8 protein-coding genes are annotated in these 12,822 nt (G+C 38.0%); all 8 read right to left on the reverse strand.

What is annotated here, in order from left to right; genetic code table 11:
- Positions 1–209: 209 nt before the first annotated feature.
- Positions 210–2,096 (reverse strand): cytochrome c peroxidase, encoded by a 1,887-nt coding sequence (locus AACZ88_RS12310; RefSeq protein ID WP_339710599.1) that lies wholly within the window; start codon positions 2,094–2,096, stop codon positions 210–212.
- A 119-nt stretch (positions 2,097–2,215) separates the two neighbouring features.
- Positions 2,216–3,889, reverse strand: a complete 1,674-nt coding sequence (locus tag AACZ88_RS12315; RefSeq protein WP_339710602.1) for a metallophosphoesterase — start codon at positions 3,887–3,889, stop codon at positions 2,216–2,218.
- Entirely contained in the window at positions 3,886–4,755 is an 870-nt protein-coding gene (locus AACZ88_RS12320) for a hypothetical protein (protein WP_339710604.1), read from the reverse strand. Before AACZ88_RS12320 ends, AACZ88_RS12315 begins: the two co-directional genes overlap by 4 nt.
- A 185-nt stretch (positions 4,756–4,940) precedes the next feature.
- Positions 4,941–6,125 (reverse strand): exo-alpha-sialidase, encoded by a 1,185-nt coding sequence (locus tag AACZ88_RS12325; protein ID WP_339710607.1) that lies wholly within the window; start codon positions 6,123–6,125, stop codon positions 4,941–4,943.
- A 44-nt stretch (positions 6,126–6,169) separates the two neighbouring features.
- A complete protein-coding gene (locus tag AACZ88_RS12330) occupies positions 6,170–7,351 on the reverse strand; it encodes a hypothetical protein (RefSeq protein WP_339710610.1) in 1,182 nt (393 codons plus the stop codon).
- A 5-nt stretch (positions 7,352–7,356) separates the two neighbouring features.
- Positions 7,357–8,721 carry an FAD-dependent oxidoreductase gene (locus tag AACZ88_RS12335; protein ID WP_339710613.1) on the reverse strand — a complete coding sequence of 455 codons (1,365 nt, stop codon included), beginning with the start codon at positions 8,719–8,721 and terminating at the stop codon, positions 7,357–7,359.
- Positions 8,722–8,887: 166 nt separating this feature from the next.
- Entirely contained in the window at positions 8,888–10,831 is a 1,944-nt protein-coding gene (locus AACZ88_RS12340) for a hypothetical protein (RefSeq protein WP_339710616.1), read from the reverse strand.
- 289 nt (positions 10,832–11,120) lie between these two features.
- The gene (locus tag AACZ88_RS12345; RefSeq protein WP_339710618.1) at positions 11,121–12,812 is read right to left on the reverse strand and encodes a RagB/SusD family nutrient uptake outer membrane protein; all 1,692 of its coding nucleotides are present in this window, start codon (positions 12,810–12,812) and stop codon (positions 11,121–11,123) included.
- Positions 12,813–12,822 lie beyond the last annotated feature (10 nt).

Consider the following 12,822-nt stretch of genomic DNA (forward strand, 5'->3'; position numbering starts at 1 on the left):
AACACACCTTTTCTGTTGATAATCGTCGCCAAAATATGGAACAAGATCAATTCAAAGGAGCCAAAAAGTTGACCAACATACCGTTTTAACCATTGTTATTTTACACTTAGTTTTAATGCAAATTTAAGTACGATACAACGATACCGAACTTTACCACTTCTCTATCGGAATCTACATGGCAAGGTTGAACAAGAAAATAGACCTATCAGTTAATTCTTATTATAAGCCGTAAATTCTGAAGTATCGGTCAGTGTCTCCATAAAAGCAACAATATCTTGAATTTCTTGTTTAGACAAATCCAATGGTGAATCGGGCAGGGTTTGATTTTCAACCTCCAACCCCATACCTGCACCACCACCTAAATTATAAAACATTAAAACATCTTCTAAAGTATCGAATAAGCCGTTATGCATATAGGGCGCTGTTAATGCTATATTTCTAACCGAAACTGTTTTGAAGGAATTTTTAAAATAAGGATGATTATCAATGCTCAGACCATTACCCATACGCCCCACATCTGTATCTAGCTTTGGATTAATCGAATCAAACCCCTGTGTAATGCCTAAAACCTCCGATTCTGAATCCATATAAAAAGGAGGAATGGTCCCATTGAATATTGGCGCAAAATGACAACTACCACAGGCTCCCTTCCCCATAAACAAGTTGAAACCCCGTTTGGCATTCTCAGGGTACTCATTGGTCTCGTTTCGCACATATTTATCAAACGGGCTATTGAAAGACTTTAATGAGTTTACATACGCTGCAATGGCGTTACCTATAGAACGCTCATTGATATCCTCTTCAACAATACCCCCATAAGCTTCCTTAAACAACTTTAAATAAGTAGGGTTCTTATTGAGTTTATTTATAATAATATCAAAATTGGTATTAAATTCTAAATCATCATCAATAACGTGTGTAACTTGTTTTTCAAGATTAAACTCTCGCATGTCCCAGAAGTAGCGCGTGGAATAGCCTGCATTTATTATGGATGGTGAATTTCTTGCCGTAAAAAAACCCTCTCGATTCGATATGCTTTTAGGTAAGCCATCGGCAAAACCCATGCTCGGATTATGGCAGCTTAAACAAGACATCTCATTGTCATTTGAAAGTTGTGGATCTTCAAATAACAACTTACCCAATTGAATTGTTTTTGGGTTATCTAAGGGTAGGTAAACTAACTCCGAATAAAAATCGGAATTCAGAAAATTACTATCGAAAATATTTTTTGCCTGATAGTTTTGCGCATGTTTTTTATAGGGTTCAAGCTTGATGCCGTTTAAATTCTGAAACTCCAACAATTCTTTATACAAGGGGTTGACTACTTCTTTTAAAAACACCAGTCTATCAAAATCATTGAAATCGGTACGGGCTTTTAATAATCTTTTACCCTTTTTAAAGAGTGCTAAAATGGACTCGAATTTAGTTTTGGCTTCAGGAGAAATACCTTTTTTAAAATATAAAAACGTAGTTTCCATACTCTGAAGACTCACGTAACTTTCTTTCAAAGCATTTACAGAGCCCGGTGTATCAAAACCTGTGACACCCAACGTAAAAACTCTGACTATGCCCGATCGAATACACTCAATAATCTGGCTCGTCTTCAAATGTATTGGCAAATGTATTTTTGCTACAAAATCAACACGTTTTTTCAATCCATCCGCCAATACTTTTATGTACTGTAAATTTTCTTCGGATGCCGTTTCAAAAACAGCTTCGTCTAATGCTTGTAAGCCACAAGGTTCAATAATATTGCCCGCTTCAAAATACTCACTCACTTTAGGCAAAGGGGCACCATTGATATATGCCCCATTATAAGTTGTTTGGTAATAATCAAAAATAAACTCGATTTTCTTATAAACCAATCTAGTTTTCTCCACCTGTTTTTTCAACTCCAGTTCGTTGGAAAAAGTTGACCTATTGGCAAGGGCCGCTAATAAATCAACTTCATTCTGGAAGTTATAAAAATCGGTTACATATAATGCGGCCACTTTTTCCGGAATAGTATCGGATGAATACCGTATGGTTGTCTTTTTACCGGACAACATAAAAAAACAAATAAAAATTGACCCTATTAAAATGCTTGTCTTTTTCATTTGCAACTAGAGCTCTTTATCATTTCCGGGGTTATATTATCGCTCTGGATTTACCTTGTTCGAAGAACTTCTTTAAACAGGATAGCACCTAACCCTCACCGTACATCTAATTAGTCAAATTATTCTATCATAACGGGTTCGGTATACTTTCTTTTATTCGTAGTGATTTCAACAACATAGGTCCCTTTTGGCATTTTGCTCACGTCGATAGTTTCCTTTCTGCTTTTTTTCACCGATTTGCCAATGTTGTTGTATATCTTGACTTTCTTGAGCCTTTCATTATCATTAACTTTAATTTTAAGCAAGTCACTATCGGAAACATACAAAAGCGCTCCACTTTTTTGAATGGATTTATCTGCATAGGCCTTTGGGGCTGCTATACCTGCTTTGTTGATGGTAAAATAATCATCAATCTTATCATTTTCCCTTATAAACTTTACCGTCAGGTTTTGCCCTCCCATTCCATCATCTCCAACCTCCATAACGCAAGACCCCAGCTTGTTCAAAGACACAGACATGGCTTGGTGGTTTAGGTCTCCACCAGATATTTTACCGGCAGACCCTGTAGTTATGTATACGGCCCCTTCTGTAGCTACATCAGTTTTTTTGTATGCGCCATCTTTATCTGCTTTACCATCGCCATTTCCTGTTGCCCCAACGGTATGCCCTCCCTTGGTAATTTCATCCGCGTTAAAAGTATTGGCAAATCCGTAATGTCCGTTTAAGAAATAAGAACGCTCATAAGAATGGCTATGGCCGTTTAAAATAACGTCGACACCGTTAGCTTCCATCATAGGCATAAAGTTTTTTCTCATTTCAATAAGTCGATCCTCAGTATCAGAGTCATGGGAACCTTTGGTGTAAACCGGATGATGAAATAAGGTCACAATCCAATCTTGTGTGGTGTTTTGAATATCGGTTTGTGTCCAGTTGTACATAGCGCCTCCAACTTCACGACCTGAATGATGAGAATCTAATATTATAAAGTGAATGTTGGCATAATCAAAAGAATAATAGGCTTCGGTTCCCGATGCAGTTCCACCGGCTTGACCATCGGTCGGAAAAGTAAATATATCATAATACGGGCCAGATTGTCTAGCGGAATCGGCGGTCTTACCGTCATGGTTTCCTATACAAGACCAGGCAACAGATTTTTTAAACATCTCGTCGTAAATATCAAAAAAAGCATTTTGATACTCTATATCTGTTCCAGTACTATAGGCATTATCCCCCAAAAACAGCATCATATCTGTTTTGTCAGGGTTTATTGGAGCTTTGTCTACATAATCGTAATATGCATCCCGTACATCTCTTTGATTATCATTTGCCGTACCGGCATCACCTAAGATCCAAGCACGAACAAATTGTTTAGTACCTGCGGTCGGTGCCGTAATTACATACATATCACCAGAAGTACTTTCAGATAGTACCTCGGCTTTATTACCAATATTAAAATAATATTTTGTGTTTGGTTTCAACCCAGATAAAGCAACTTCGTGTTCCGTTGTTAAACTATTATTTGTTTCTTTCTTAGTCAATGCGCCAATCTGGGTACCATAATGAACAACAGATTCGGTCGCAGTATCTGTTCTCCATCTTACAACAACACTAGTTGGCGTACCACTTTGTAAATAAGGGCCTCTTTCTACAACTACAGAAGGTGAGTTCTGCTTAAGACCAATACTGTTAGATTCGGCAATAGCATTGATATTGGAACCCCCTAGAACTGAGGATTGCGAAAATGAATATGCCGCAAACAGCATTATTAACATTTGGGTACTTCTTCTAATCATAATTTCTGGTTGTTTAAGCTTTCTAATCTTGTTATTCGATCTTTTAATTTTATTATCGAGTTCATATTTTTAAACCTACTGTCTAATTGCTCAAGAGCGCTTGTAGCCAATTTTAGTGATATGTTGGCTTCTTCAGGTCTATTTACTTTTGCCAAATACGCTGCTTTCTTATAATACCAAAACTCTTTTCTTTTATATTCAAGAATAAAATAATTGTATTGTTCCAATGCTTTTTCAATTTGATTAGACTCTTTTAAATAGTCTAATTTCTTAAGTTGAAGCGATAAGGTATTTGGACCAACTTGGTTTAAACCAGCCTCAATCGCATTTAAGGCTCCCCTATAGTTTTCATTGTTCTCGGCAAGTATAATTTCAGCATACTCCAATACATCTTCCGGCCGAACATCGATCATGTTATTCATGACATAGCTGTATGCTTCTAAAGACTTTTGATATGCTTCTAATTTGAACAATATCTGGGCCTCCAGTTTCTTAGCCCTTACGTCAACGCTATCTAATTCTAAATAAGTTAGGATACTTGTTGAGGCATTGGAGTAGTCTTCTGCTAAATAGTTAACCTCGGCAATTCTATATTGCAACTCTTTATTCGTATTTCCCAAAGATTTGGATTTCAAATAATCTTCAAGGGCTTTATTGTATTCAATATGCTGTTGATATAAGAATCCTCTTTGGAAGTATAACTCAAAGTTATCTGGATTTTGTGATATTTCCTGCGTTTTTTTTATGATTCGCAGCGTTAAATCTCCGTGAGCAAACATATGCCCCGATAGTAATAAAAAAGAAATTATAAGTAGTTTTCTATTGATTACGCAACTAGTTAGATTTTGTAGCGGTATTTTAATCATTGAAAATGATACTTTCCCATAAAAACAAATGTACTTATTATAACAGTAAATGGATTCTACTCAAAACTTAAAAAAATGATAAAATATACAGGATGTTTTTGTGAAACTTCCAAAAACAAATACTACTCATTAATACCAGAATCTAATGGTTTAACAAGCCTTACACTCCGGAGTGAAATTACATGTTACTTTCTTAATTCTTCTATTGGAATAATCGCTAGTTCACCGCTATTGTTGTTCCAACTTTCTCTCCGTGTTTTTCCGGCATCCCTACCTACTTTCCCCCCATCATTTGAATAGCCGACATATAGTTTACCTTTAAGTTCGTATGCATGTGGATAAGACAATGCCGCTTTTGGATGCGATTCTCCCGGACCATCTTCAAATACAGCGTTTCTAATGATGTATAGTTTTGAAAAAAGCATTTTATTTGGCTCGCTCACTGCGATAGTCAACGGATTTCGTCCTCTTTCAACACCCTTATACATTGTACCAATTGCATAATATTCCCCTGTACTTAATTGCCCTGAGTATACTTTTGATGAAACCATGGGCAAATTGCTTTCTTTAAGTTCTGCCCAAGTTCTTCCGTAATCTTCACTTTTTGACGCAAGGGCTTTGTATTTCCCGCCCCAACGCGAAATATTAATTATAGATCTACCATCGATCATCAAAGTACTTTCTCCCCACACGTCGGTTTGTTTCATTGGAATAACTACCACATTCCATTCCATGAAATTATCACCATTGCTAATGGCTACTGCTGGAGGATTTTTGCCCGCCCCCGTTGAATTGACCTGAATTCCTGCCATTATCCAATTGCCATCATCCATCTTTACAGGTTCTTCCAGTGGCCAAAAATTATTACGACAAACTATGCCCTTGTCTATCCATTTGTCCTTTCTTTTTTTAAACAAAAAAGCCCGCATTCTAAGATTCTTCATCGTGCCATCGTATTCGCCATGAAAAGCCCACAACTTGCCTTTAGTTTTAAGAAACTCTCCATGGCTAACAGCAACTTTGCTTCCGCCCCCTATTCTTTTTACAGCGCCCCATGTTTTTCCCCCGTCTTCACTTACCCTATAGTTTGCTTCTTCGGTGACCGTATTTTCTCCATTCTTGTTATGGCCAAACGATGCATAAATTTTGTCTTCATACCACATAATGGCCACACCATGCAAAAAACGATAACCGTCTTTATAAAACTCATAAGGCTTAATTACTGAAAACTCAACATTTTCTAATACCGGAATCTCCTCTTTTGATGGAAATGGAACATTTTCATCCCATAAAACAAATGGCTTAGTTTCTTGGGCATTTACATTAAAATAAAAAAAACAGCAAACGATTATGATTAAAAGCTTCTTCACCTTTTCTTAAAATTTACTTTTGAATATTCGACTTAAAACTCAAATTATTCATTCCCATTTTTCTTTAATAAAGCAAGAATTTGTGGGTCGGTAATATGTTCACTTTTTAAAAAAGCAGCAATACTATTTGAAATGAATGCATTTTCAGATTTTAGAAAAACCGCTATTTTAAAATACATTTCAGCGGTTAATTCTTGTTCCGCCAGCACTGTCAATGCTTTTTTAAATACCTGCCCGTTCAAACTTCCTAAATTTTCAACCAAGTGCATTTTAACGGACTCCTTTAAAGCATTACATTCCCCAATTTTGTCAATAACACGAATTTGAACATTATAATTTTCTTGTATTAAAGCTTTCATCAACAACTGCTGAACATTAAGAGAATCAAGTTCAGTTTTATGTATAGCACTTAACGCCTTCTCCACGATGAGATAGTTCTCGCCCTTTATTAAATCGAATACTTTTTCTTTAAGGTCGGACGTAAAGCCCACATGACCGTCAATATGTTCCAATGCCCAAATCTTATCCGCTTGAACGGGGCTTTCCAATATTTTTAGTATCAACTCGGGCGAGATGTCCTGTATCGTAAGTTTTTGAACTTGATTTCTTGTAGTGCCGTGTATCAAATGCCATAGTTTAAAAGTGGTATAGGCCGCCCCATCAATTACATAGGGAGCCAAATTCTGCGGAGTCGCAGCACTAATTGCATCAATGTCTCCCAAACCATGACTATTCGATTCAACGGTTAGTTGATTATAATTTATATCGGCCAGCGGAGTACGCTCCGTGGCCAAAATTTGATTTAGTTTCTCATACTCATCAACTGAAAATGGGTCATGGTCGGTCTTACTCAAAAACTCCCCTTCCGGCAGCTCGAAACCCAGATAGCGGCCCGTTATATTCCAAAATAAATTAATGGTCAACGGCCGGCATTTATTATCAAAACAAACAGGAGTAAATACTTCCCTATAAAAATAAATCGGGGTTGCATCTTTTGCTGAAACCTTGAATAAGGAATTACTTTCAGAAATAGCGTCGTTCATATCAACCTGATACGCCTGTGTACTGTGCGGTTGCAACAAAATAGTCTGTGGCTGAAAATATTTTATGCTTTCGGCATTTGCAAAAGAAAGAGCGGCCAATACTGTAGCAATCTTTACATAGACCGTAGTACGTGTAAACCAATTGAATATGGCCGTTGATCTTATTTTTACCCAACGAAACATATGCTTTAGGTCGTTAAGGGTAAAATTCCACCATGGTTTCTTATTAATTTCTTTACTTCTTCAATAGGAACTTCATGAGGTGACACTCCTAGCTTATTTGCCAAAACTGCAGCCGCTGCGGCTGCCTGTGCCATACCCATGGCCGATGCTTGAACCCGTAGTGCAGAATTGGCCATTCGATCACTGCTTACACAGCGCCCTGCCACCAAAAAGTTTTTACTTTTTTTAGGTATAAGCGCTCGCAATGGAATGCTTGCCACCACATCTGGCTCTAAGAACACCTGATGAATTCCTTTCCCTTCGACATGAAGATCAATTGGATAAAAAGAATTGGAAATAGCGTCTTCAAATACCTTTCCTTCAAGATAATCGTTTTGGGTCACTTTGTAGATACCATCAATTCTATACGTTTCCCGTACGGCAGTTTCTGTTTTCAAATCGAGGATTTTTAAATTTTCACATCCCGGAAACCCCCTTAACTTGCGTATTAAATTCAATAAGGTTGACCGACCATCGTTATTGGCTTTTGTATGGGATTCTGAAGTTGTAGAATCTGCCCCGGGAACATACACATATCCATAGGGTACAAATGTATTTTCAGCACTTGAGCTGGTCTGATTTTTAATCATATTCTGTCTCAGAACATGATGATATTCCTTGGGAATTTTTGTCAAATCGAGCGCATCATAGTCATACCCCCCTATTTGGAATATCAACGAACCAGGCTGTGTTTCCGTCTCCCTTAGTACATCAAATCCGGCCATCGAAGCTATTAATGCATTGCCCGTACAATCAATTATTTGATTGCAGGTTATTTGCGTCGTAATTCCCTTGCCCGTGGTTTGAACCGCCCAATTTCCCTGCTTGAACTCCACACTGGTTGGAGTTTCATAATAGCGAATGTCAACACCTGCTTCGATACATTTCTCTTCGGCAAGAAGTGTGTACAAAAACCCATTTACCGAAACTTGATGCTTCCAATGTCGGGCCGGAGGGATTGAAAAATCAGGTAATTCATCCCCATTTAGTTTTACACAGTCCGTCACAAGTTCCCAGCCTATTCCTCCAATAATCTGTTTGCCCCATGCGTGGAAAATACCCGGAAAGGTTACACCACCAGTGGTCGTTGTTCCTCCTAGTTGGCTACCACTTTCTATCAACATCGTTTTTGCCCCTGCTCTTCCAGCTTGAATAGCGGCAATGGTCCCCGCCGTACCCCCGCCTATTACCAGTATATCAGTTTCCATTGATTTCTCAACCACCTTATAGGGCTTCTTTAGCGTTTCTGCATTTAACATCGCCGGCGTCATTGCTCCGACCGAAGCAAGACCTAATGCTTTAAGAACGGACCTTCTTTCAAGTTTTCTCATTTTCAAATAAAATTAATTCATAATAGAACCTCTAAAATACTATTCCCGCTCCTCATCTTTCAAAACGTAGTATCTCAATACCGACATCTCAAAGAGTGCGATATGAAGACCCATGATAAAGTTGAACTATAGGCTATACTACACCTTTAATATCTAGAAACCTAAACTAGTTCTTTTTTAATTTTTGTAGAACATTTTGCAATTTATTAATATTCTCGTCATTAGGTTTACTCTTTTTATCGGGAAAACCTGTATGTAATATACCTCCATCGACCTCATACAATAGAACACCATCTATTCTTTTGTCTTGCTCTATCGCATTTAGAAAATCAAAGTTTACCCCATCTCCCTGAGTGAAATAATTATGGACCCACACGCGCTTGCCCTTATCATTAGCATATGTTTTAATACTATTCGCCCTTTTTGGCCGGTAATCTCCATGATAATAATCTTTAATGGTTACCTCATCGACCAAATCAACTACTTTTTTCCAATCGAGCACTATTTTGGGCATGGCCCAGAACCCCAATTCATTAAATTCATCGGACAATACCCGTTCCTCATGGGCGTGACGCAAATGCACCTGCACCTTTTTACCGGAATCATGAATAATATCCGTTGCTTTTTCAAGGAACAATAGGAAAAATTCTCCTCTTATTTCCATTATTTTTAATGGATCCACATCTGCCGTGAGCATGTCAACACCATATTTTTCTTTGTAGCGTTTTACAATAGGTTCATTGTATCCATAATTTACGTAATCGGATACCATTCCCGAGTGGTTCTGAAGACGAAAATCAATTCCGTCAAAACCCATTTTCACAACACGTTGAACCTGATCCAACCAATACTCCCGTACTTCTGCATAGGCCTCACATGGGGTTCCTGCCATATATTTGCGCTTACCCTTTGCGATGCCGTACAGTGGACTACTGACCCAACCATCTCCCCAATGTCCTGTTCCTTGAAATTCAAATTCGAAACCCCAATCCATAAACGATTTGGCTGCCTCTTCCCCTTTAACCGGGCGTTTTTCCAACCCCCATTCCCTTACCTCAGGCGATTTGCTTGCTTCCTCTTGGCTCATCGGGCTTCTGGAATGTATCCCCGTGGTAATGGGAATCTCCCCAGAACGAGTATACGCTTTTATCATGGAATAGGGGATAGTGTACAAATTTTTATTTTGATCCAAGGTTATCGCCAAATAACTATAGTTTTCAGGCAGACTGAAATTTTTAATCGTTAAAACTAAAAAGCGCTTTGGCTCTTTAGCTAATGAAAAACCGTTCGCATCTTCTACCTGACGATATTCAAATTTTGATTCGACTTTGATATTTCCATTATATTTGACATACCTCCCATTCGTTTCACTGTACCATAGGGCAATATCAGGAATCTGAATTTCCGAATCCTTTAATCCGTCAAATTCTAAATATTTATTTGACGAAACTCTTTGTCTTATGGAATCAAGGCTAAAGGCAACTTCCAAAGATTTTATCGGTTCATCTAACCTATTTAGAATAGAATCGTGGTAAGGCTTTCTTTTTACTCTTAAGTTCGGATTATCGGATATTAAATTATCAAAATGAATATGTTGTCCTCCAATAGTCTCGATCTGTTTTCTGCTAAGTGGCGCATTGGTGCCGTGTGGAATTGTAAACCCCGTTCCCGATTCATAGGGCTTTATAATTGCCCAGGCTTCCATACCCAATCTTTGCGCTTCATATAGATACACGTAATTCGGATCTCCAAGTGCCAATATAGATTCCAGTGTTTGAATTCCCGTACCCTTATCAGTAGGCATAACGGAAAGCGTTGGGTCGGAGAAAGAAGGATATCCGGGTTGACACAATACAAAATAAACCCTGTCAAAACCTAACTTTTTTAAAAAGACCATTTCTTCACGCACTTTGTTATTATCATGAAAACCTCTTAGTTGTGGCATAATGTCAACAACAGGTGCATACATTTTACCTCCCTTTGTGGGCATCGGCAGTTTCTTAAATGATAATGAGGAAGTGTTTAAGGTATTCGAATTATTCGCAATCTGTGCAATTATCGACCCTGTCGTAATTATCAATAAGATAGTCAACGATGTAACTTTTTTCATAAAAATTAGATTTATTTAAAATGTGGAAAATATACCAAGAACTACTGCCAATTTTGCATTTATTCACTTATCATATTCATTCAGTTTATTTAGCCTATTGTTCTTTGAGAAATTGTCTACTGATGAAAAAAGTCCGTCACTATAGCAGCTTATTGGATAAATTTCATTGTTCATAGGATTGTTCGGCATTTGGAAAACTTGATTTTCATATCCAAAATGAAATATCCGCCCTAAAAATTCTAGATAATTGAATTTAAAGAGCGGATATTTTTATCACCATTATTTCTGATTACCTATTCCAACCAGGATTCTGTTCCATAATCACATCTTTATTTCTATCGATTGTACTTTGTGGTATGGGCCAAAGATTGTAATCGAAGGTAAGTGTTAAAGCTACATGCGGGTGTAAGGCATATTCTTTGATACGATCGGTAGCCACTGACCCTCCCATTCTTAAAAGGGTATTCCATCTACTTTCCTCAACATATAATTCCCTTGCCCTTTCATCTAGAATATAATCGATATCTATATCGCCAGCAGTAGCCAATACCTCACATTGTGCACGAGATCTGATGAGATTTATATCATCAGCGGCCTTTTGATTTTCTCCTTTTCGGTGATAAGCTTCAGCTCTCAGAAGAATAGTCTCCGGTAAACGAATTGCATATTCGTCACGGAAAATATTACTTCGATTTTCCCCCTGATCCAAGCCATCGAACTTATCGGTATTCAATTTATAGAAAATAGGGAAAATCCATCCCTGACCTTCGTTAGTAGCGTCTATCACATCTTGGGGAACCTGGGTTCCAAAAAGTGGATCTGCAGGTTGGTTATAAAATATTTTACGACTAATGTTATGTTCTGCATTGCGTTGATCACCTGTCGATATACTTTCGTCCCAAATTGCAAACTCTGTCAAAGGAGTCGGCGCATAAAACGCTACACCCCTCCCACCAGCATCTTCACCAACACCGCCTCCTGGGTCTCCATCACCACCGAATCCTTCAATGGCCCTATAAACCGGGGCAAAATATCTTGGATAATTTAAGACCGATTGACCATCTTCTTGAAGATAGGCATCAAAATCGACTTGAAAAGTCCATATACTTTCCCTATTTCCATCGGAATAATTTATATTTCCTTTTCTGAAAAGATCCCACCATACATCGGCACCACCGGTTACCGTGTTTTCCTCATCCATTCGGGTACCAAAACGTTCTGTCATCAAGGCGTAAGTACCTCCGTCAATGACATCCGAGGCATACTTTATGGCCTGATCATAAGCAGCGTCACTTGAAGATTCTATCCCCAAAGCGAGATAAAATTCAGCTAAGTAATTTTGAGCCGCACCTTTTACCAATCTACCTGCTTGTTCTGTTGTTTCAGGCAGATCGTCTACAATGGCCTCTAATTCATCAATGGCAAACTGATACGTTTCTTCGCGGGTACTTCTTACATAATCATACCGTGGTTCTGTCGCCACTTCGGTTACAATTGGCACACCCCCAAAAAGTTCGGCGAGCATTCCATGGGCGTAAGCCCTGAAAAAACGGGCCTGTGCAAGAATATAATCCTTTTTGGCTTCCGATTCAAAAGAGATATCATCCGAATCTGCTGCAGAAAGGGCCGTATTGGCGGTTGCAATCATGTTATAATAGAAATTATAAACAGTACTAAAATTTGAACTTTCAGCATTGATTCTACTATAATCGCTAAAGGAATTTGAAATCCTAAACTCTGGTGCATCCAAAACATCGGTACCGATACCATGCATTTGATCATTCGTAAGTTTGAAATTGCGCAATCTAGAATACAAGGTCAAAATTACCTGGTCAATCTGGGTATCCGATGAAAAGATATTATTCGTCGTATAAAAGGTTTTTGGTGTTTCACTCAAAAAGTCTTCATCATTGCACCCCACAGAAGTTAATAATAACATCAACAGAGTGAAAACCTGTATTTTTATTTTTTTGATTTTCATTTGATCAATT

It is taken from the genome of uncultured Kriegella sp. (assembly GCF_963975415.1).
GTDB lineage: Bacteria > Bacteroidota > Bacteroidia > Flavobacteriales > Flavobacteriaceae > Kriegella.

Coding starts and splice junctions, on each gene's coding strand:
- AACZ88_RS12310 (WP_339710599.1), bottom strand. CDS start 2,096: ATGAAAAAGACAAGCATTTTAATAGGGTCAATTTTTATTTGTTTTTTT.
- AACZ88_RS12345 (WP_339710618.1), bottom strand. CDS start 12,812: ATGAAAATCAAAAAAATAAAAATACAGGTTTTCACTCTGTTGATGTTA.
- AACZ88_RS12330 (WP_339710610.1), bottom strand. CDS start 7,351: ATGTTTCGTTGGGTAAAAATAAGATCAACGGCCATATTCAATTGGTTT.
- AACZ88_RS12340 (WP_339710616.1), bottom strand. CDS start 10,831: ATGAAAAAAGTTACATCGTTGACTATCTTATTGATAATTACGACAGGG.
- AACZ88_RS12335 (WP_339710613.1), bottom strand. CDS start 8,721: ATGAGAAAACTTGAAAGAAGGTCCGTTCTTAAAGCATTAGGTCTTGCT.
- AACZ88_RS12315 (WP_339710602.1), bottom strand. CDS start 3,889: ATGATTAGAAGAAGTACCCAAATGTTAATAATGCTGTTTGCGGCATAT.
- AACZ88_RS12320 (WP_339710604.1), bottom strand. CDS start 4,755: ATGATTAAAATACCGCTACAAAATCTAACTAGTTGCGTAATCAATAGA.